We start from the raw sequence: 20,886 nt of genomic DNA on the forward strand, positions 1-20,886 counted from the left end.
GGCAGCCTGTTTTGGGTTACCGCTTAACATCAACGCAACCGCCATGTGATTTACACGATGGCTCAACTCTGTTTTTAGCATTCGACGCTAACGGATATCTTTCCAATATTCACGCTTCAGCAAGTAAGCAAACACGCCAAAAATAAATATAAAAAACAAAACCTTAGGGCCAACACTCTGCGCCTTCAGCCTAGAAGGCTCACCAACATAGGCTAAAAAATTGGTAATATCGTATACGGCTTTTTCAAACGCTTCGGGCGATAGCTCTCCGGGCGCTGTCACGCTTAATTGCTGACACCGCCCGCCACCAAGCGCTAAAGGCCGAGCCTGACGACAGTCGAGCTCTTGCACACCTTGAAGAGGCTCAAGCACATTCGGCATTGCCACCGACTCATAGACCGTATTATTGACGCCTGTAGGGCGCACGGGATCTCTGTAGAACCCCAACAGAAAGCTGTACACCCAATCGACCCCACGCAAACGTGTCGTTAGGGACAAATCTGGCGGTGCAGCGCCCCACCACTGCGCGGCATCGTCGTCGCTTAGCGCATTATGCATAGCGTCGTTAAACGAAAGGCCTGATGAGAACATAACACTATCTTTCATCAACGCCTCAGGAATATCCAAGTCGTCTGCAGTGCGCGAAAATCGCTGATAACTCAGCGTATGACATCCAAGACAGTAGTTAACATAAAGCTTGAGACCATTTTGCAGAGACGCACTATCCTGCAAATCGGGCGACATTGACGTCACGTTACGTGCTTCTTCTTGCGCCGTAGCCGTCATCGGCAATAGCCATAAAAACAGAGCCATTACGTATTTTTTCATTAGCCAGTCACCCTTTTCGGCACGGGCCTGGTTTTTTCCAACCGGGTGTAGAACGGCATCAATAAAAAATACGCAAAGTACAACACGGTAAATAGTTGCGCCAATCGTGTCCGAACAGGGGTAGACGGCAATACACCCAACACGCCTAACGCGACAAAACTTGCAACAAACACGACCAGCATCAGCTTCGACATCCAGCCTTTATAGCGCATGGATCGCACCGGGCTACGGTCCAACCACGGCAAAACAAATAGCACTGCAATAGCGCCACCCATAAAAACAACGCCCAAAAAGCGAGCATCCAGACCCAACAGCGAGAAATTCACTCCCCGTAAAATGGCATAGAAAGGCGTGAAGTACCAAACAGGCGCAATATGGTCGGGCGTATTAAGCGGATCAGCCGGCGCAAAGTTCGGCTGCTCAATAAAAAAGCCACCGCCTTCCGGGAAGTAAAACACAACGCCACAAAAAACGAAGAGAAAGATGGCCACGCCAACCAAATCTTTAACGGTATAGTAGGGATGAAAGGGAAGACCATCTACCGGCTTGCCCGCAGCGTCTTTCAACGCGTTAATTTCAATACCATCAGGGTTATTCGACCCCACCTCATGCAGCGCGACAATATGCAGCACCACCAGCCCAAGAATCACCAGCGGCAGTGCAATGACATGCAGCGCGAAAAAACGATTCAAGGTCGCCCCTGACACCACATAATCGCCGCGCACCCACTCGGCAAGCCCGGGGCCAACACCTGGAATAGCTGAAAAAAATGAGGTAATTACCTGCGCCCCCCAATAGGACATTTGCCCCCACGGCAGCAAATATCCCATAAACGCCTCGGCCATCAGAATCAAATACAGCGCCATACCGAACACCCACACAAGCTCACGCGGCGCTTTATAAGAACCGTACAAAAGCCCCCTAAACATGTGCAGATAAACAACAATAAACAGAGCGGATGCGCCCGTTGTATGGAGATAACGAATCAACCAGCCCCACTCAACGTCGCGCATTATATATTCGATGGACGCAAACGCCTCTTCAGGAGAAGGACGATAGCTCATGGTTAACCAGATGCCGGTCAACAGCTGATTGACCAACACCAGTAGCGCAAGCGATCCAAAGATGTACCAGATATTAAGATTTTTAGGTACGTAGTAGTTGGCCAGGTGGTCGCGCCATAGCCTGCTTACTGGAAACCGAGCATCCAGCCAGCCCAGCAAACCACCTGACTTCTCGCGCGCCGCCATCAAACAGCCTCCTCATCTTCGCCCACCACGATAATAGTATCGTTAAGATAATGATAAGGGGGCACTTCTAGATTCGTCGGTGCAGGCATACCGGTATATACGCGTCCCGCCAAATCAAAACGCGAACCGTGGCACGGGCAAAAAAAACCACCTGACCAGTCATCATCACTATCGGCCTGTGCGTCTGGCTCAGGCCGATACAGCGGCGAACAGCCAAAATGCGTGCAGAGGCCAATCAACACCCCCACTTCTGGCTTAATAGAGCGAAGCGCTCCTTGTACATAGGCAGGTTGCTGAGGGTGATTTGAATCAGGGTCTGCCAAGCGCTCTGTCGCCACGGTTTCAGTGCGCGCTATCATTTCAGGCGTTCGGCGAATGATCCATACGGGCCTGCCTCGCCACTCAACGGTCATACGCTGGCCAGGGTGCAGCTTGGATATATCCGCTTGAACCGGCGCACCCGCCGCTCGCGCTTTTGCACTGGGTTGCCACGATGCCACAAAGGGAACGGCCACGCCGACCATGCCTACCGCTCCTATAACGGAGGTAGCGCCAACAAGGAAACGTCGTCGACCTTTATTGATGCCGTGCTCTGCCATGCAAGGCTTCTCCCATTAACGTGATGCGTGGCCACCCGATGCATAAAAGAACGAATCTGCGAAATACTATACGATAAATAGATGGATATCCTTGATAGCCGTCATACTGCTCCAGGATCACCAAAATAACTTGATGCTAATATAATTTGATACTAATGCATTATACTTTTTGATTTTACAATAAAAAACGCCCAGGCCGATGGCCTGGGCGTTTTGCCGCATAAGCGTTGAAAAATTAACGCTTGGAGAACTGCGGACGACGACGTGCTTTACGCAGGCCGACTTTCTTACGCTCAACTTGACGCGCATCACGCGTTACGTAGCCAGCGGCACGCAGCGTGGGACGCAGATCTTCGTTGTAGCTCATCAGGGCACGAGTAATGCCGTGACGGATAGCGCCAGCCTGAGAAGAACCACCGCCACCAGCGACAGTTACAAAAATGTCGAACTGGCTCAGGGTTTCAGTCAATTCCAGCGGCTGACGAACCACCATACGACCAGTAACGCGACCGAAATACAGGTCGAGATCTTGGTTGTTAACGGTGATTTTGCCAGAGCCCGGCTTCATAAACACGCGAGCGGTGGAAGTCTTGCGGCGCCCGGTACCGTAATACTGCTGTGTCATGGCGAAGATTTCCTCAGATGTTCAGTTCAAGCGGCTGCTGGGCAGCATGCGGATGCTCGGCACCGGCGTACACTTTTAACTTGGTATACATGGCACGACCCAACGGACCTTTCGGCAACATGCCCTTAACGGCAAACTCAATGATGCGCTCGGGCGCATGATCAAGCATTTTGTCGAATGTCATGGTGCGCAGGCCGCCCGGGTAACCGGTGTGGCGATAATAGGTCTTAGCCTTCGCCTTGTTGCCAGTCACTTGGACTTTCTCAGCGTTGATGACAACGATGTAGTCGCCAGTATCAACGTGAGGAGTAAATTCGGGCTTATGCTTGCCACGCAGGCGGCGAGCAATCTCGGTTGCCAGACGACCGAGCGTTTTGTCCGTAGCGTCGACAACATACCAGTCGCGCTGGACGGACTGCGGCTTAGCACTGAACGTCTTCATGGATGAAATCACCAGATTAAGTGTGTTGGGTGGCTAACACCGTCAAGCGGCGAAGCACCTTCCCTATTTTTTTTGGTTGCCAAGCTTAGCCTGACAACATGTAGCGAGGCGGCATTCTACAGTATGGCGCGGGACAAGTTAAGCCCTAATCGTGGCTTTTCTTAACGACCGGACCATAAACCTCATCACGGCTTATGGGGCAGCGCCAAATATTCACGCGACTGCATTTCCTGAAGGCGCGACAGCGTACGCTGAAACTCAAAGGTTAGCTTACCGTCACTATAAAGCTCTTCTACCGGCACCTCTGCTGACATTAATAGCTTTACCCCGCGATCATAAAACTCATCGACCATATTGATAAAGCGGCGCGCCTGATCGTCATGCCTGGCTTCCATCCGCTTCACATTCGACACAAGCACCGTATTGAAGCTACGCGCTATTTCAATATAGTCATTCTGGCTACGCGGCCCATCGCAGAGCTCCAGAAATTCAAACCACGCCACATTTTCATGTAGCCTGCGCGCTTTCAGCACCCGATGATTGATTTCCAGCGGCGCATCCGCCTCACCCTCGTGGCCAGCAATCTCGCCGAAGCTGCGCATAAGCTCCTGCTCGGCCGCCTCATCCAGCGGCGAGTGAAATATCTCCGCGCGCTCCAAGGCGCGCAGCCGGTAGTCGACCCCGGAATCAACATTGACTATCTCACAGTGACGCTTGACCAGATCGATGGCAGGGAGAAAGCGCGCCCGCTGCAGGCCATCCTTGTACAGGTCATCCGGCACGATGTTGGAAGTGGCGACTAGCACAACGCCCCGCTCGAACAGCGCCTCAAGCAGGTTGGCCAGAATCATGGCATCCGTAATATCCTTGACGAAGAACTCATCAAAGCAGATAACCCGAGCTTCTGAGGCAAATTTACCAGCAATCAGCGTGAGAGGATTCTTCTCACCCTTATAGTGGGTTAACTCGTTATGCACCCGCTGCATGAAACGATGAAAATGGGTGCGCATCTTTTCAGGAAAGGGCAGCGACTCAAAAAAATTATCAACCAGATAGGTTTTACCACGCCCTACACCGCCCCAAAAATAGAGGCCCTGCACTTGGGGCAACGTCGGTTCGTTTGACGATGAGGCTTTACCGAACAGGCCCTTCATTTTGGCCTTCAAGCCGCCATGTGCCAGTACGGCCTTGGAAACCGTGGTGGGCGTCGCCATTAGGTCGTCATAAAGGCGCTGCAAATGCTCAACCGCTAACTCCTGCGCCGCATCATGCTGAAAGTCCTCGCGCCGTAGATCTGCACGATAGCGCTCCATGGGCGTTGGCCGAGATGACGGACCTGCCTTTTGGTTTGCAGAAGTAGCTGACATTTACTCGCTCCAATGCGTATTACGACGGCCCTCTAAATCCGACCAGCCGCCTTCAAAAAGCAGGGATTATACGCTGCACATCGTCTAAGCGCATGGTTGGATTGACCTAACCTGCCAATCGACGCCTATAATGAGGCTTGATTCGTTCGCAAACCGTCCACTCAAGTGTGACGGGGCGCTCCAAGTATCAGGGAGAAAACTGTGGAAGCAAGCTCGCCTTATACCTTTGCCATCGTTGGCATTATTATTGGCTTCATCCTCGGCTTGGGATGCTATCGGCTGTTTAGTAAAGGAGAGCGTCATAACGCGTCTTTACGCCAAACAGTACTGGAACGAGAACATCAAATCGCCGAGCTTAAAAAAGGCATGGGAGGCCATTTAGAGGGTGTCTTTGAGCATTTGAAGTGCATTCGCGCCGAGGCCGACCAGCTTGAGCAGAAAATCATCGAGGATGCACAGCAGTGGCATTTGGGCAGCAACACGCCTGCGGCCATCAAAGAGCGACAGCAACCAGCGCAGCATCAAGCCGCCACCCCCACAGGGCCTGATTCGGAGGGTAGCCTGGCCACCCCCCGTGACTATGCGGATGGTAAAAATGGCACGCTGGCAGAAAACTTTGGCTTAAAAGGCGATAACGCCGATACGCCCCAACCGCCCCGCTATTAAGCCAGCACCTCACGCCATCGCCCATTACCGGTGATTTTCAACCCCGTCGCCAAAAGGTCAGGCGGGGTTATCGATATCGACAAAGCGGTGCTCAATATCGTACTCATCGGCCAGCCACTCCCCTAGCGCCTGCACCCCATAGCGCTCGGTTGCATGATGACCCGCGGCAATGTAGTGAATGCCTAGCTCGCGCGCCAAATGGGTAGTACGTTCGGAAATCTCACCTGACACAAACACCTGTGCACCTGCTTCAAAAGCAGCTGTAATCATGTCTTGCGCGCCCCCTGTACACCAGGCGATCCGCTCAATATCCCCCATGTTCGGCGCCTCGATCACCAAAGGCGCACGTTGCAAGACATTCGCCATTTGTTCTGCCAATGCGGTCACGCTTTGCGCTTGAGCCAAGCGCCCCGACCACAAAAAACCCTCACCCAACTCACCATCCAGACAGCCCTCTACCCGCCAGCCCAATCGCCTGGCAAGCTCTGCGTTATTCCCCATCTCGCTATGGGCATCAAGCGGAAGATGATAGGCAAGCAAATTGATATCGTGGTTAATCAGCGTTTTTATACGCTGATGCTTCATGCCCGTAATGGCCACGGGCTCATTTTTCCAGAAGTAGCCGTGGTGAACCAACAGCATGTCGGCCTGCCAAGCGACAGCTTCCTCCAGCAACGCCTGGCACGCAGTGACCCCACTCATTACACGCTTAATATCCGGCCGCCCAGCGATTTGCAGGCCATTAATCGTAAAATCCTTAAACGTTGAAGCACGCAGCTGATGATCACAAGCAGCTACGATTTGATCGCGATGAGTCACAAGGGCTCCTTTAATGATTCGTCGACTATCCTGAGGATGAGCATCAGAAAGTGTTACCATAATGCCATAGTAAAACCCGCTTCGTGTGATCGCGAACCTCACGTTTGACAAGACCACTACCCGCTGAGGAATTTTTGCATGCACCGCTTTGTGCTGCCTTATTTATGGCCTATTTTGACCGGGGTATTATTAGCTGCCCTGCTACTACTTGCGTTCCCGGACACGCTGCCTAATCCCTTTACCAACGCGCCCTCCACGACATCACAAGCACCCACCTCCCCTCTGGTGAATGTCAGCGACGAGGTTAGCAGCCGCCCGGCCCCCGAAACTCGCCAGGCCGCTCCGCTTTCGCGTGACCAAGGGCCTGCCAGCTATTCAAGCGCGGTCAGCCAGGCAGCGCCTGCCGTCGTTAATATCTACTCATCGCGTATTGTCGAGCGCGATCAACACCCGCTGATGTCTGACCCTTTTTTCCAGCAGTTTTTCAGCGGTGACGATGCGACAACCCACCAGCGCATGTTATCCAGCCTCGGCTCAGGGGTTATTATCAGTCACGATGGCTACGTACTAACCAACCATCACGTGATAAATGGCGCTGATGAGATTCAGGTGGCACTGCGTGATGGGCGCGAGACACTCGCCGAGGTCATTGGCACCGATCCCGAAAGCGACCTCGCCGTATTGCATATCGACCTTGAGGATCTTCCGGTCATTGAAATAGCCGACTCAGCGGATGTGGCCGTTGGGGATGTTGCGCTGGCCATCGGCAATCCATTTGGTGTAGGGCAAACCGTTACCATGGGCATCATCAGCGCGACCGGCCGTAATCATTTAGGCTTAAATGCCTATGAAGATTTTATTCAAACGGACGCGGCAATTAACCCGGGTAACTCAGGCGGCGCACTGATCAACCCCGACGGCGCCCTGGTGGGCATCAACACAGCGATTTTCTCACGCTCCGGCGGCTCGCAAGGCATCGGCTTTGCAATCCCGGCCAACCTGGCGCACAGCGTTCTGGATGAGCTAGTGACTCAGGGGCGGGTCATACGTGGCTGGCTGGGAATTGAAGCGCAAGCGCTGTCACGCGAACTCGCTGCCTCGTTTGGGCTACGTACACCTCAGGGGGTTATTGTTGCGGGTGTAGCGAGTGGAGGCCCAGCAGACGAAGCGGGGCTAGAGCCTGGCGACATCCTGCTCTCGGTTAACGGCCAAACCGTGCTGGACGCTCGCGCTACGATGAGCAATATTGCCTCCATCCCTCCCGGCACAACGCTGCCTATCACCATTGTTCGTGGCGGCGAGCGCATCGATATCTCGCTTGAAGTGGGCGAGCGCCCGCTGATTCCCAACGCACCACTGGGCGAGCGACCTAAAGAGTCCTAGTGCTCGCCCGCAGGCTAATTACGGCTTAATCCGATACTCCGCTGACCGCGCATGCGCGGTCAGCGACTCTCCGCGAGCCAATACTGACGCGACCTCGCCCAATGCTGATGCCCCCTCACGCGAGCAGTGAATAATGGAGGAGCGCTTCTGGAAGTCGTAAACCCCTAGGGGAGATGAGAAGCGCGCCGTACCGGACGTGGGCAGAACATGGTTTGGGCCTGCGCAGTAATCCCCTAGCGCTTCTGCCGTGTAACGCCCCATAAAGATCGCACCGGCATGACGTACGTCAGCAAGCCAAGTGTCCGGTGCATCGACAGAAAGCTCAAGATGCTCGGGCGCGATACGGTTAATGATATCAACCGCCTCAGCCTTGCTCTGACAAAGCACCAACGCCCCCCGCCGACTCAGCGATTCACGCACGATTGATTCGCGATCAAGCGTGGGCAACAAACGCTCAATAGAGGCGAACACCGCATCCAGGTGTTCACTATCCCAACTGACCAGAATCGCCTGAGCATCTTCGTCATGCTCCGCCTGTGAAAACAGGTCCATGGCCAGCCAATCCGGGTCGGTCTGCCCGTCGGAGACCACTAAAATCTCGGAAGGCCCCGCAATCATGTCGATACCGACCTGACCGAATACTGCCCGCTTAGCCGTCGCGACATAAATATTGCCGGGCCCAACAATCTTGTCCACCCTTGGCACGGTTTCTGTGCCGTATGCCATCGCAGCGATAGCCTGAGCGCCACCAATAGTGAAGACGTCATCGACCCCCGCCAAATGCGCCGCCGCCAATACCAACTCATTGACCACGCCGTCAGGAGTAGGAACGACCATCACAATTTCGCGCACGCCCGCCACATGGGCAGGAATCACGTTCATCAATACAGAAGAAGGATAAGCCGCCTTGCCCCCCGGGACATAAATACCCGCGCGATCAAGCGCCGTAACCTGCTGCCCCAGTACCGTGCCATCAGCCTCTTCATACTGCCAAGAGGTTGGCTTTTGCCGCTCATGATAGAGCCGAATACGCTCGGCGGCGCTGGCTAACGCATCGCGCTGTGCTGCGGGCAAGTTTTCGAAAGCGTGCTTTAGCTGCTCGGGTTTTAAACGCAGTTCGTCCATGCGTTCAACCGAAAGCCGATCAAAACGATTGGTCGCTTCAATAACCGCTGCGTCGCCGCGCTTTTTAACATCCGCCAGAATCTCATCAACCCGTGCTTTTACCGCCGTATCCGAGACCCCTTCCCAATCCAACAGCGTATCAAGGCGGTCATCGAACGAGGCATCAAGCGTTGAAAGCCGGGCGATCATGGGCGTGGAGCCAACCGCTGAAGACATAGTGCTCATAAAGACCCCGCGTTATGTGGAAGGCTGTGCTTGGCGTTTTTTCACGGCGCACTCCAAGCGCGCCAAAAGCGGCTTGATACGTTCATGCTTCATGGTCATGGCGGCCTTATTCACGACCAGGCGTGTGCTGATATGAGCAATTAACTCACGTGGCTCCATGCCATTGGCACGCAGCGTATTGCCCGTATCGACAATATCAACAATTTCATCGGCCAGATTCATTAAAGGCGCTAATTCCATTGCCCCATAAAGCTTAATGACTTCGGCTTGAATACCCTGTTCGGCATAGTACCGCCTGGCAATATTCACAAATTTGGTAGCTACGCGCCGACGCGCATGAGCAGGCTGTTCCCCTGTCACCCCGGCGGTCATCAGCTTACAGCGAGCAATATCCAGGTCCAGCGGCTCATAAAGACCTTCAGCACCATGCTCCAATAAAACATCTTTCCCCGCGATACCTAGGTCAGCTGCGCCCAGCTGTACATAGGTCGGCACATCGGTGGCACGAATAACCACCAGTTTTACATCAGGCAGGTTGGTATCAAACAACAGCTTACGGCTCTTGCCCAGGTCTTCTGCCGGTGTAACACCGGCATCAGCGAGTAACGGCAGCGTCTCATCCAAAATACGCCCTTTGGAAAGGGCTAAAATTAGTTGCTTACTCATTATAATGGCCAATGGTTAATAGCATGGCTTAGCCAGGAATACGGCGAATACGTGCACCCAGCAGCTGCAATTTCTCTTCGATACACTCGTAGCCACGATCAATATGGTAGATACGGTCAACCAGCGTTTCGCCTTCCGCCATCATGGCGGCAATCACCAGCGACGCGGAAGCACGCAGATCGGTGGCCATCACAGGCGCGCCTGAAAGCTTTTCAACACCGTTAATTAATGCGGTGTTACCTTCAAGGGCTATGTCCGCCCCCATGCGGTTAAGCTCTTGCACGTGCATGAAGCGGTTCTCGAAGATGGTTTCCACTACGCGCGAATGGCCAATGGCGACGGCGTTCATGGCCACAAACTGGGCCTGCATATCGGTAGGGAACGCCGGGTACGGCGCGGTGCGGATATTAACGGCCTTGGGCCTGTTACCGTGCATATCCAGCGCGATCCAGTCATCACCACTGGTAATCTCGGCGCCCGCTTCTTCAAGCTTGGCAAGCACGGCTTCCAAAATGTCCGCACGGGTGCGCTTTACTTTCACCCGCCCACCGGTCATGGCGGCTGCCACCAGGAAGGTGCCGGTCTCAATACGGTCGGGCATCACATCGTGGTGGCAACCATGTAGCTTCTCGACACCTTCAATCACAATGGTGTCAGTACCGTGGCCACGAATATTGGCGCCCATTTTGATCAAACATTCGGCCAGATCAACAATCTCTGGTTCACGCGCCGCATTCTCAAGAACAGTTTTACCCTCGGCAAGGGTGGCGGCCATCAACAGATTTTCAGTGCCAGTTACCGTGACCGTATCGAAGAAAATAGTCGCGCCTTTCAAGCGACCATCAACGCGAGCACGGATATACCCGGCTTCAACCCGAATGTCCGCCCCCATGGCCTCCAGGCCACGGATGTGCAGGTCAACAGGCCGAGAACCGATGGCACACCCGCCAGGCAGAGACACATCTGCTTCGCCGAAGTGGGCAAGCAAGGGGCCTAGCACCAGAATGGAAGCACGCATTTTCTTCACTAACTCATAAGGAGCGTGACAGTGCGTGACTTGAGAGCCATCCAACTGAATAGTGAGCCGCTCCCCCATAACAGGTTCAACACCCATACGGCCCAACAACTCAAGCGTCGTGGTAATATCCTGAAGATGTGGCAGGTTGCCGACAACCACCGGGCCATCGGCCAAAAGGGTGGCACATAAGATAGGCAGAGCCGCGTTTTTGGCGCCGCTTACCCAGACCTCACCATCCACCGACCCATTGCCGGTAATAATTAACTTATCCATGCAGGCGCCGTTATTGAGCGTTTTCCGACGCAGTGGACCACTGCGTCGGAGTGAACGTTTTAATACTGATGGCGTGTAAAGCGCCCGAGGCAATTTCATCACTTAACGCGGCGTAAACCAGCTGTTGGCGCTTAACCGGAGAGAGACCTTCAAAGGCGTCACCCACCGCAATCACCTGAAAATTACAGCCTTCGCCCTGGATATGAAAGTCACATCCGTCGATACGGGATTCAAGCAGTGCTTTTACCTCATTGGGTTGCATGAGACAGGAAACTCCTTCAGGTCGATGTGAATAGTACTAATAAGGCAACATAATAAAGAAAAGCGACACGCTTGGCGATGCCAAGGGTGCCACCCCCTAACGGGCGAGGGTTGGCGGATGAATAAGGGATTCAATTTCTGAAAGAAGCGCTAAGCGTTCAAGGGGCGCTGAAAGGGTCACCGCATTGACGGTAATGCTGCGCGACTGGCAGGTACGCATCCATTCAAATAGCACGCTTATAACCGCACTACTGGCTTTATGGACGCCATTAAAATCAAACGCAACGTCACGTTGCTCTGTCGCCTGGAGCCATTTTTTACCCGCGGCGGCAAGTTCTGCCGCCGCGTCCATGCCAACATCGCCCGTAACGCACAATGTATTTTGCGAGGCCTTGAGGCTTAGCTGGGACAGTGACAGTAAACGTGTCACACATCGCCCCCCTGCTCCAGCTCGTCGACACCAATTTCAGGTGCCCAGCCACGAATAACCGCATCATAGTCACGATTGTTTTCACGCATTGCCTGGTCAAACTGGTTGCGGAACGTCAGGCCCAGGTTAATACCGTTAACAATCACGTTCACTACGCGCCATTCACCGTCAGACAGGCGCAGGCTATAGCTCACCGGATAGACCTGTCCGTTATTGGCCACCACTTCCATATCGACACTTGCCTGGTCTTCGTAACGCTGACCGCGCTGATTATTCAACACCCGGAGCTCACGATAATCGAACGTTACCAAGCCACGTGCATACGTATCAATCAAGGTCTGGCGAAACACGTTTGCAAAGCGACTGCGCTGCTCCGGGGTCGCGTTACGAAAGTAGCTTCCCATGACGCTGGCACCGATATAGCGAAAGTCCGCCACGCCTTCAAGGCTAGTGTCGACCAACGCTTCAAGCTCACCCATATGATTGGCGTAATACTCCCTCTTGCCCTCGATCTCTCCCATCAGAGCATTGACGTTTTCCCGAACCATCGCTTCAGGCGACTGGGTTTGCGCATGCGCCTGAAGCGGTAAGACCAGTACCAACATCATGAACGCAAAAAGCCAGCGCATCGGCGTCAGTGTCGTGTTTCGCATTACATTCACCTCTACTAATAGAATGTTTAATTACTCGCCATATTGGATACAAATTGCTGGATTAGTTCTTCAAGCACCAGCGCAGACTGGGTGTCACGAATGGTATCGCCATCTTCAAGCACTTCAGGGGCGCCACCCACGCTTAAGCCAATATACTGCTCGCCCAACAGGCCAGAGGTTAAAATGGCGGCTGTTGTGTCCTCGGAGAGCTGCCCTTCCAAGTCATTATCCAGGCGTAGCGTGACCCGAGCGTCAAACCAGTCGGTATCTAAATCAATCGACTCCACGCGCCCAACGGTCACGCCCGCCATGGTGACTCTAGAGCGCGGCTTTAATCCGCCAATATTGGAGAAATTGGCGTCAAGGTGAAACGTTTCAGAAGAGCTAGCAAGGCTTAAACCACTGACGCGCAGGCCCAGAAAAATCAGCCCAACAATCCCCGCCAGCATAAATAGACCCACGCCAAATTCCATTGTTTTACTGCGTTTCATGAAACCACTCCACCTATTAAAGGCCGCCGAACATTACGGCGGTTAATACAAAATCAAGCCCCAATACTGCAAGCGATGAATAAACGACGGTACGCGTTGTGGCCCGCGAAATCCCTTCAGACGTCGGCATTAAGTCATAGCCTTGAAACACCGCGATCCAGGTAACAACGACGGCAAAGACAAGACTCTTGATGATGCCGTTACCTACATCGCCGATAAACGATACGCTGGCCTGCATGTTGCTCCAGTAAGAGCCTTCAAAAACGCCAAGCCACTCCACACCGACCAGGTAGCCACCCCAAATACCCACGACGCTAAAGCCAACCGTTAGAATGGGCAGCGAAACGAACCCAGCCCAGAGCCTGGGCGCAATAATTCTACGCAGTGGGTCTACGCCAATCATTTCCATACTGGTTAGCTGCTCGGTGGCTTTCATTAAGCCAATCTCAGCGGTGAGTGCCGACCCTGCCCGCCCGGCGAACAGCAGCGCAGCGACAACCGGCGCCAATTCCCGCAGCAAGGAAAGCGCAACCATTTGCCCTAACGCCTGCTCCGCGCCAAAGTCGACCAAAATAGTGTAGCCCTGCAGCGCCAGCACCATGCCAATAAAAAGTCCCGATACGATCACAATCGCCAGCGAAAGCACGCCCACAAAATGCATTTGACGCAGCCAGAGGCTCCACCCTTCACGAGACGGCACGCCGACCGCTGACTGACCAAGAAATAGCCCGGCACGGCCCAGCGCTTCCATTACATCGCACCCTTTACGCCCCAAACGGGCGATATAGCCGATGCCTTGTTCAAATTTCGACTGCATTACCCTGCCCTTGTCGCGGTAACGGGGCCAAGAATATCGCTATACAGCGTCTCGGCGGGATAGTGAAACGGCACAGGGCCATCTGGCTCGCCATGAACGAACTGGCTAACGCGTGGGTCCTGGTTGGCATTGAGTGTTTGCGGCGTTCCCTCAGCGACGACCTGACCATCAGCGAGAAGATAGAGATAATCGGCGATGCTTAGTGTCTCTTTAATATCGTGAGAAACCACCACCGAGGTAAGCGCTAGTGCCTGGTTAAGCCGTTTAATCAACTGCACCAGCACGCCCATGGAAATAGGATCCTGCCCGACAAAAGGCTCATCATACAAAATGAGCTCCGGGTCTAACGCTATTGCCCGAGCCAGCGCCACGCGCCTGGCCATACCGCCCGAAAGTTCTGCAGGCGTTAGATGACGAGCCCCGCGCAGCCCCACCGCTTGAAGCTTTAGCAATACCAGGTCTCGAATCATGGCATCGGGCAGGTCGGTATGGACGCGCAAGGGAAACGCGACGTTCTCGAACACATCCAGGTCAGAAAACAGAGCGCCGCTTTGAAACAGCATGCCCATACGTTTACGCAATGCAAACAGCGCTTTTCGCGACAGCCGATGAACGTCCTGGCCATCGACGATAATACGTCCACGATCCGGCGTTAGCTGACCACCAATGAGTTTTAGCAAGGTTGTCTTGCCGGTACCGCTAGGCCCCATAATGGCGGTGACGTTACCCTGAGGAATAATCATGCTGATTCCACGAAAGATCTCATGGCTCCCACGTGAAAAATGCACGTCTTCAATTTCGATGAAGGGAACGTCTGTCATGGGTTGGTTGACTCCCATTGTTACTTAATAGTAGCGGGTGCGTTTATCGGTTGGATATTCTACCGTTTAAAAACAGCGTTTTCTAAATATTCTCGAACATCAAGCTTGGCTTCAATGGCACTTATGGCAAGACATGCGTTCCAACCCACCCTAAAAACCCGTTAAAGCGCTATGCTTATAGATGCCCACAAAATGGTATTCTTGTCAGTTAATCGCACTACGTTTGCACTGTATTTCTATTAAAACGAGATGTTCATGCCCCAGCCCTCACCCACTGTTAGCCCGTTGCGTGAAAGCGCCCTACGCACGCTGCAAATAGAACAAGCCGCCATTGGCGGTCTTCAAGGCAAGCTTGATGAAAGCTTCGACCGTGCATGTGAATTGATGCTGGCGTGTCAGGGCCGGGTCGTCGTGACGGGAATGGGCAAGTCTGGCCATATAGCAGGAAAGCTGGCCGCCACGCTTGCCAGCACCGGCACACCTGCTTTTTTTGTTCACCCTGGCGAAGCTAGCCACGGCGATCTGGGGATGATTACACGCAACGACGTGGTCCTGGCGCTTTCAAACTCCGGAGAAACCGCCGAAGTGACGGCGCTACTGCCTCTGTTAAAACGGCTAGGCACACCGTTAATTAGCATGACAGGCCGCCCTGGCTCAACACTTGCCAAACATGCGGATGCTCACCTGAACAGCGGTGTTGAGCGCGAAGCGTGCCCTCTGGACTTGGCCCCCACAAGTTCCACGACGGCCGCCCTTGCCCTAGGCGACGCGCTTGCCGTTGCGCTACTTGAAGCACGCGGATTTACCGCTGATGATTTTGCCTTATCGCATCCCGGTGGCAGCCTGGGAAAACGACTGCTATTGCGCGTTAAAGACCTTATGCATAGCGGCACACGCTTGCCGCAGATAGCACTAGGCAGCCCGCTGCGTGATGCGCTCTTGGAGATTACCCGCCAGGGGTTGGGATTTACCTGTGTTGTCGACAGCGAAGGGCGACTTGCAGGTGTTTATACCGATGGCGACTTACGCCGCACCCTCGACCAGTTTCATGATCTGCGTAAAGTAACCGTGGACGATGTAATGACCCGACCCGGCAAACGCATTGGCCCCGACCTACTGGCCGCCGAAGCGGTGCGCATCATGGAAGACAGCCGTATTACTGCGCTAGCGGTCGTCGATGACGAACAGCGCCCCATTGGGGCGCTCCATATGCACGACTTGCTTGCCAGCGGCGTTATCTAACCATTTTACCCAACAGTTTACTGACAAGGAGTCCCTATGGCCCTCCCCACTGCGCTACTTGACCAGCTTCGCCATGTGCGACTACTTGCCCTTGATGTTGACGGTGTGCTCACCGATGGACGGCTATACTTTCAGGCCGACGGTATCGAGATCAAAGCCTTCCATACACAAGACGGCCATGGCTTAAAGTTGCTTAAACGTGTGGGCATTCATGTGGCGTTAATTACAGGACGCGACTCCCCCATGGTGAGCCAGCGTGCTGCGGCGCTGGGAATTAACCTTGTCCACCAGGGCTGCGAAGATAAGCTCACTACTTTGAAAGCGCTGTGCGAGCGCCTCAATCTGAACCTAAGCCAGGTGGCTTACTGCGGCGATGACCTGCCTGATCTTGCGCCTATCAAACGCGCAGGCGTTGGCATTACGGTCCCCAACGCACCCGATTACATGCATACCCACGCTGACTGGATTACCGACCGCTTGGGTGGTCACGGCGCCGTACGTGAAATTTGCGATACATTACTTGAAGCGCAGGGCCACTGGAGTACTGTTCTTGAGTCGTATTTGAATGGTCGCGTGTAATGTTTCAAAGAACCAAGAAACGCGTCGGGTTAGCGGCCCTGGTGGTCGCTTTAGGGGGGCTGCTGGTATGGCTGGACCCACGCGGCCCGGAAGACCGGCCCGTTGACGAAGAAGCGCAGGCTGAAGAGCCTGGCCACGTGCTGGAAAATGCCGAGATCACGCTGTTTGGTGAAACAGGGCATATCCAGCAGTCGCTGGCCGCGCCTTTATTGGTTTACATACCACAAAGCACCCTGGCCGAAGTCACTCAACCCGAAGCGACGCTGTTTGATAGTGATAACCGAGAGTGGCTCGCTCACGCCAACGAAGGCGTTCTGAACACGGCCACCCAAGCGCTAACACTGTCTGGTGATGCACGGCTTCTGGCGCCTACAGAAGGCTGGCAGCTTGATACTGAGTTATTACATTATGATGGGGTAGCGCGTCATGTCTGGAGTGAGGCGCCCGCCGTGTTTCAGCAGCCACCTCAACGAATGAGCGCATCACGTATGGATGTTTGGCTTGATGATAGCCAGGTCCGACTAACCGATAACGTCCGCGGCCATCACCCCCCCGCAACACAAAATCCTTAGGAGTCGCTATGAACGCTTTTATTCGCACCGCGCTTTTCGCCCTTGCGGTGCCGCTATCGGCAGCGGCCCAGACAAGCCAAGCCCCCATTGAAGTAGAAGCCGACCAGCTAGACCTTGATCAGCGTGCAGGCACTGCCGTTTATTCAGGCGATGTCAATATTCGCCAAGGCAGTATGCAGCTACGTGGTGATCGCGTTGAAATTATCCGTAACGACGCGGGTGAGCTTTCTCGCGCTATTGCCACCGGAGAGCGCGCCTATCTACGCAATCAACTCGATGATCAGGACGCGCCGATGGAAGGATGGGCACGCCGCGTGGTTTATCACGTAGCAGAGCGGCGTGTAGAGCTTATTGACCAGGCCGAACTGACCCAAGCGGGTGATCAGTTTACCGGTGGCCGCCTGGAGTACTTCATTGACCGCGAAGTGGTGCAGGCACGCTCCGATGTAAACGGTAGCGAGCCGCAGCGTATTCGTATGACGCTTCAGCCAGCGCAATAGGAGTCAACCATGTCTATTGCGGAAGCACCGCCCATAAAAACTCTTTACGCCAATCACTTGGCAAAAAGCTATAAGCGCCGCCGCGTGGTTAAAGACATTAGCCTGGAGATTGCTCAAGGCAGCGTGGTAGGCCTGCTCGGCCCTAACGGCGCGGGTAAAACCACATCGTTTTATATGATTGTGGGTCTGGTGAAGTCTGATGCGGGTACGGTGCGTATCGACGAGCAAGACTTAACCCGCGTTCCCATGCACGAACGCGCGATGGCCGGCATTGGCTATCTACCCCAGGAAGCGTCTATTTTTCGCAAGCTATCGGTTGCGGATAATATTATGGCGATTCTGGAAACCCGCAAAGATCTGGACAGGGCAGGACGAGAGCAGCGGCTTGAGGCCCTGCTTGACGACTTTCATATTACCCACATCCGTGACAACCTGGGCATGAGCCTTTCCGGCGGCGAGCGGCGACGCGTCGAAATTGCCCGTTCCTTGGCCACAGAGCCCGCGTTTATCTTGCTGGACGAGCCATTTGCAGGTGTCGATCCCATCTCGGTTGGTGAAATCAAGAGCATTATTCGCGCCTTAAAACAGCGCCACATTGGCGTGCTAATTACTGATCATAACGTCCGAGAAACACTGGATATTTGCGATATCGCCTATATTGTCGGTGACGGCCACATTATTGCTGGCGGCAGCCCTCAGACTATCCTTGATAACCAAAAAGTGAGGGAAGTTTACCTGGGTGCTGATTTTCGCTTATGAATTTAATTTCACCGCTAAACAGTGATCTGCAGTAAAAATTTTATCAGTGGCATGCTTATTGCACTTGCACAACAACATGACTCGCACTAGGGTGAAGCTTTCCGATTAACGAGTGGTTCTCAGATGGTCATGAAAGCTTCTCTCCAATTGCGTATCGGTACGCAGCTGACCATGACACCTCAGCTGCAGCAAGCGATTGCACTGCTACAGCTATCGACATTGGATCTACGTCAGGAAATTCAGCAGGCACTGGATGCCAACCCAATGCTGGAGCAGGAAGACGAGTTCGGCGAGCAGGCGACCGTCGAAACACCTGACGAGGAGTGGTCAGAAAGCATTCCCGAGGAACTGTCTGTCGATAGCGACTGGTCTGATACTTACCAGGACATGGGTAGCTCTGGCAGCAGCGAAGGCCCCGATTTTGAACGCCAGGCCGCGGGACAAAGCCTGCATGGACATCTCCTTTGGCAGCTGGCGATGACCGACTTTACGGCTCGTGAGCAGCTAATCGCCGAAAGCCTGATTGATGCACTGGACGCCAATGGCTACCTGACGCAGCCGCTCAACGATATCCGCGATGGGTTACGTGCTCAGAGCATCGAAGGTCTCAGCCAGCGAGAGATGGAGACCATTCTGATGCGTTTACAGCAGTTCGAGCCAACGGGCGTCTTCGCCCGTGACTTGCGCGAATGTTTGATGCTTCAGCTAGCAACGCTCCCCGACGACACGCCCCTACTGGTTCCCGCGCGCCGATTGGTTCGTCAGTTTCTTGAAGCGCTGGGCAAAAATGACATGCGCCTATTAAAGCGCCGCCTAAGCCTGGACGATGAGCAGCTAGACGATGTGATCGGTCTGATCCGAAGCCTGGACCCACGCCCAGGCAGCGCTTATGGCGTCACCGACGATAGCTATATCACGCCCGACCTGGTCGTACGTCATGACCATGAAGGCTGGCACCTGGAGCTTAACCCTGAAGCCCTGCCCCGGCTGCGTATCCAGCCCGACTACGCCAGCTTAATCAAGCGTGCAGACAAGAGTCAGGATAACCAGTTTTTAAAAGAGCACTTGCAAGAAGCGCGCTGGCTAATCAAAAGCCTGTCCAGCCGCAACGACACGCTTCTACGCGTAGGGCGCGAGATTATCACTCGCCAAATCGGTTTTTTAGAGCACGGTGAAGAAGCGATGAAGCCGTTGATTCTTGCCGATATTGCCGAGGCGGTTGAGATGCACGAATCAACCATTTCTCGGGTCACCACACAAAAATATATCCATACCCCACGGGGCGTATTCGAACTCAAGTACTTTTTCTCAAGCCAAATTAGCGGGCAGGATGGCGCAGACAGCCACTCAAGCACCGCGATTCGCGCCCGGCTTAAAAAGTTGATTCAAGATGAGCCTCCCGGCAAACCTCTTTCGGACAGTCGTTTGGTGACATTACTGGGAGATGGCGGCATCACAGTGGCACGCCGTACGGTGGCGAAATATCGTGAGTCGCTGGGCATTCCCTCATCAAGTGAACGTCGTCGTTTGCGTTAGTCGTTACAAGAGAAATGGCAAAACTCGCGACAGGGGCTTTGCAACACCGTAAAAAGGGTTACAATCGAAATTCAGTCCGATGGATAAGGAGCACGTCAATGCAAGTAAATATCACGGGTCATCATGTAGAACTGACTGACGCCTTGCGTGACTACGTTAATGAAAAACTTGAACGCATCGAACGTCATTACGACCACATCACCACGGTACAAGTCACCTTATCTATTGAGAAGGAGCGCCAACATGCCGCGTGCACCCTTCATGCGGCAGGCGCCGACTTACATGCCGACGCCGAAGATGTCGATATGTATGCCGCTATTGACGCCTTAGCAGACAAAATTGATCGTCAACTCGTTAAGCACAAGGAAAAAGCACAAGCTCGCGCCCAAGGCGCTGGCGTGCGTTAATTCAATGACGTTGGAAACCATCCTCCCCCCGGAGCGCGTACTTTACGACGTGCCCGGGGGCAGCAAAAAGCGGGTGCTGGAGTTTTTCAGCACCTTTATCGCTCAAAATACACCCAGTCTGGATAGCCAGGAAGTTTTCAGCCGACTGATCGGCCGGGAACGTCTTGGCAGCACGGGGATCGGTAACGGCGTCGCCATCCCCCATGCGCGCAGCCCACATTGCGTTACGCCTATTGCGGGTTTTTTAAAATTATCAGAACCTATTGATTTTGATGCTATTGATGGCGACCCGGTCGACCTCGTCTTTGTGCTGCTGGTTCCCGAAGAGGCTGACGACACGCATTTGTCGCTTTTGGGCCAAGTGGCCACCATCATGAATGATGCGAGCACACGCCAGGCATTACGCAAAACCAGCAGCCAGCACGATTTGCTTGACCTGCTAATGGGCAAGATTCGCGAACAGGCCGCTCCATAATCGCCCATAACGACTAACACATTTTCATGCGTTATCCCTTTTATACGTTCAATCAGA

Annotated in this window: 26 protein-coding genes; 10 read left to right on the forward strand and 16 right to left on the reverse strand. The window is 53.9% G+C overall.

Annotated elements, in window-relative coordinates; all coding sequences use genetic code 11:
• Window positions 1–87: 87 nt before the first annotated feature.
• From ACT3T6_RS07395 to zapE, 6 genes are all read right to left on the reverse strand, one after another.
• A complete protein-coding gene (locus ACT3T6_RS07395; RefSeq protein ID WP_193053795.1) occupies window positions 88–828 on the reverse strand; it encodes a cytochrome c1 in 741 nt (246 codons plus the stop codon).
• On the reverse strand, window positions 828–2,078 hold the full coding sequence (locus ACT3T6_RS07400) for a cytochrome b (RefSeq protein WP_193053796.1): 1,251 nt from the start codon (window positions 2,076–2,078) through the stop codon (window positions 828–830). The genes ACT3T6_RS07395 and ACT3T6_RS07400 overlap by 1 nt, the downstream gene beginning before the upstream one ends.
• Window positions 2,078–2,677, reverse strand: coding sequence for a ubiquinol-cytochrome c reductase iron-sulfur subunit (petA, locus tag ACT3T6_RS07405; protein ID WP_193053797.1), 600 nt, complete (start codon window positions 2,675–2,677; stop codon window positions 2,078–2,080). Before petA ends, ACT3T6_RS07400 begins: the two co-directional genes overlap by 1 nt.
• Window positions 2,678–2,912: 235 nt before the next feature.
• Entirely contained in the window at window positions 2,913–3,302 is a 390-nt protein-coding gene (gene rpsI, locus ACT3T6_RS07410) for a 30S ribosomal protein S9 (RefSeq protein ID WP_172116328.1), read from the reverse strand.
• 13 nt (window positions 3,303–3,315) lie between these two features.
• The gene (gene rplM / locus ACT3T6_RS07415; protein WP_172116327.1) at window positions 3,316–3,744 is read right to left on the reverse strand and encodes a 50S ribosomal protein L13; all 429 of its coding nucleotides are present in this window, start codon (window positions 3,742–3,744) and stop codon (window positions 3,316–3,318) included.
• Window positions 3,745–3,929: 185 nt separating this feature from the next.
• Window positions 3,930–5,111: a cell division protein ZapE gene (gene zapE, locus ACT3T6_RS07420; protein ID WP_193053798.1), complete on the reverse strand. Its 1,182-nt coding sequence runs from the start codon at window positions 5,109–5,111 to the stop codon at window positions 3,930–3,932.
• 201 nt (window positions 5,112–5,312) lie between these two features.
• Here zapE and ACT3T6_RS07425 point away from each other — a divergent pair, with 201 nt between their 5' ends.
• The gene (locus tag ACT3T6_RS07425) at window positions 5,313–5,777 is read left to right on the forward strand and encodes a ZapG family protein (protein ID WP_193053799.1); all 465 of its coding nucleotides are present in this window, start codon (window positions 5,313–5,315) and stop codon (window positions 5,775–5,777) included.
• A gap of 57 nt (window positions 5,778–5,834) precedes the next feature.
• Here ACT3T6_RS07425 and ACT3T6_RS07430 read toward each other — a convergent pair whose 3' ends face one another.
• Window positions 5,835–6,596 carry a Nif3-like dinuclear metal center hexameric protein gene (locus tag ACT3T6_RS07430; RefSeq protein WP_172116324.1) on the reverse strand — a complete coding sequence of 254 codons (762 nt, stop codon included), beginning with the start codon at window positions 6,594–6,596 and terminating at the stop codon, window positions 5,835–5,837.
• A 138-nt stretch (window positions 6,597–6,734) separates the two neighbouring features.
• Here ACT3T6_RS07430 and ACT3T6_RS07435 point away from each other — a divergent pair, with 138 nt between their 5' ends.
• Window positions 6,735–7,979, forward strand: coding sequence for a Do family serine endopeptidase (locus tag ACT3T6_RS07435; RefSeq protein ID WP_193053800.1), 1,245 nt, complete (start codon window positions 6,735–6,737; stop codon window positions 7,977–7,979).
• A gap of 18 nt (window positions 7,980–7,997) precedes the next feature.
• On the opposite strand, the gene hisD is transcribed toward ACT3T6_RS07435, so the two are convergent.
• From hisD to ACT3T6_RS07480, 9 genes are all read right to left on the reverse strand, one after another.
• Window positions 7,998–9,329 carry a histidinol dehydrogenase gene (hisD, locus tag ACT3T6_RS07440; RefSeq protein WP_226911981.1) on the reverse strand — a complete coding sequence of 444 codons (1,332 nt, stop codon included), beginning with the start codon at window positions 9,327–9,329 and terminating at the stop codon, window positions 7,998–8,000.
• Between the two features lie 12 nt (window positions 9,330–9,341).
• The gene (hisG, locus tag ACT3T6_RS07445) at window positions 9,342–9,995 is read right to left on the reverse strand and encodes an ATP phosphoribosyltransferase (RefSeq protein WP_193053801.1); all 654 of its coding nucleotides are present in this window, start codon (window positions 9,993–9,995) and stop codon (window positions 9,342–9,344) included.
• Window positions 9,996–10,023: 28 nt separating this feature from the next.
• Window positions 10,024–11,286, reverse strand: a complete 1,263-nt coding sequence (gene murA / locus ACT3T6_RS07450) for a UDP-N-acetylglucosamine 1-carboxyvinyltransferase (protein ID WP_193053802.1) — start codon at window positions 11,284–11,286, stop codon at window positions 10,024–10,026.
• Between the two features lie 10 nt (window positions 11,287–11,296).
• Window positions 11,297–11,548 (reverse strand): BolA family protein, encoded by a 252-nt coding sequence (locus ACT3T6_RS07455; RefSeq protein WP_087109408.1) that lies wholly within the window; start codon window positions 11,546–11,548, stop codon window positions 11,297–11,299.
• 96 nt (window positions 11,549–11,644) lie between these two features.
• A complete protein-coding gene (locus ACT3T6_RS07460; protein WP_193053803.1) occupies window positions 11,645–11,977 on the reverse strand; it encodes an STAS domain-containing protein in 333 nt (110 codons plus the stop codon).
• Window positions 11,974–12,630 (reverse strand): MlaC/ttg2D family ABC transporter substrate-binding protein, encoded by a 657-nt coding sequence (locus ACT3T6_RS07465; protein ID WP_193053804.1) that lies wholly within the window; start codon window positions 12,628–12,630, stop codon window positions 11,974–11,976. Before ACT3T6_RS07465 ends, ACT3T6_RS07460 begins: the two co-directional genes overlap by 4 nt.
• Window positions 12,631–12,656: 26 nt before the next feature.
• A complete protein-coding gene (gene mlaD / locus ACT3T6_RS07470; RefSeq protein WP_193053805.1) occupies window positions 12,657–13,121 on the reverse strand; it encodes an outer membrane lipid asymmetry maintenance protein MlaD in 465 nt (154 codons plus the stop codon).
• A 16-nt stretch (window positions 13,122–13,137) separates the two neighbouring features.
• Complete coding sequence (gene mlaE, locus ACT3T6_RS07475) at window positions 13,138–13,938, reverse strand: lipid asymmetry maintenance ABC transporter permease subunit MlaE (protein ID WP_172116316.1); 801 nt, start codon at window positions 13,936–13,938, stop codon at window positions 13,138–13,140.
• Window positions 13,938–14,759, reverse strand: coding sequence for an ABC transporter ATP-binding protein (locus tag ACT3T6_RS07480; protein WP_172116315.1), 822 nt, complete (start codon window positions 14,757–14,759; stop codon window positions 13,938–13,940). Before ACT3T6_RS07480 ends, mlaE begins: the two co-directional genes overlap by 1 nt.
• Before the next feature lie 255 nt (window positions 14,760–15,014).
• Between ACT3T6_RS07480 and ACT3T6_RS07485 the strand changes: the two genes are divergently transcribed.
• From ACT3T6_RS07485 to ACT3T6_RS07520, 8 genes are all read left to right on the forward strand, one after another.
• Window positions 15,015–16,001 carry a KpsF/GutQ family sugar-phosphate isomerase gene (locus ACT3T6_RS07485; protein WP_172116314.1) on the forward strand — a complete coding sequence of 329 codons (987 nt, stop codon included), beginning with the start codon at window positions 15,015–15,017 and terminating at the stop codon, window positions 15,999–16,001.
• A gap of 36 nt (window positions 16,002–16,037) precedes the next feature.
• On the forward strand, window positions 16,038–16,580 hold the full coding sequence (locus ACT3T6_RS07490; RefSeq protein ID WP_172116313.1) for a KdsC family phosphatase: 543 nt from the start codon (window positions 16,038–16,040) through the stop codon (window positions 16,578–16,580).
• Window positions 16,580–17,152, forward strand: a complete 573-nt coding sequence (gene lptC, locus ACT3T6_RS07495) for an LPS export ABC transporter periplasmic protein LptC (RefSeq protein WP_193053806.1) — start codon at window positions 16,580–16,582, stop codon at window positions 17,150–17,152. The genes ACT3T6_RS07490 and lptC overlap by 1 nt, the downstream gene beginning before the upstream one ends.
• Before the next feature lie 8 nt (window positions 17,153–17,160).
• A complete protein-coding gene (lptA, locus tag ACT3T6_RS07500; RefSeq protein WP_193053807.1) occupies window positions 17,161–17,652 on the forward strand; it encodes a lipopolysaccharide transport periplasmic protein LptA in 492 nt (163 codons plus the stop codon).
• A gap of 9 nt (window positions 17,653–17,661) precedes the next feature.
• The gene (gene lptB, locus ACT3T6_RS07505) at window positions 17,662–18,411 is read left to right on the forward strand and encodes an LPS export ABC transporter ATP-binding protein (RefSeq protein ID WP_193053808.1); all 750 of its coding nucleotides are present in this window, start codon (window positions 17,662–17,664) and stop codon (window positions 18,409–18,411) included.
• 123 nt (window positions 18,412–18,534) lie between these two features.
• On the forward strand, window positions 18,535–19,947 hold the full coding sequence (locus ACT3T6_RS07510; RefSeq protein WP_193053809.1) for an RNA polymerase factor sigma-54: 1,413 nt from the start codon (window positions 18,535–18,537) through the stop codon (window positions 19,945–19,947).
• A 98-nt stretch (window positions 19,948–20,045) separates the two neighbouring features.
• Window positions 20,046–20,354, forward strand: coding sequence for a ribosome hibernation-promoting factor, HPF/YfiA family (hpf, locus tag ACT3T6_RS07515; protein WP_172116309.1), 309 nt, complete (start codon window positions 20,046–20,048; stop codon window positions 20,352–20,354).
• 4 nt (window positions 20,355–20,358) lie between these two features.
• Complete coding sequence (locus ACT3T6_RS07520) at window positions 20,359–20,829, forward strand: PTS sugar transporter subunit IIA (RefSeq protein WP_193053810.1); 471 nt, start codon at window positions 20,359–20,361, stop codon at window positions 20,827–20,829.
• Window positions 20,830–20,886 lie beyond the last annotated feature (57 nt).

Source organism: Halomonas sp. 72 (assembly GCF_052379785.1).
Taxonomy (GTDB): domain Bacteria; phylum Pseudomonadota; class Gammaproteobacteria; order Pseudomonadales; family Halomonadaceae; genus Vreelandella; species Vreelandella citrativorans.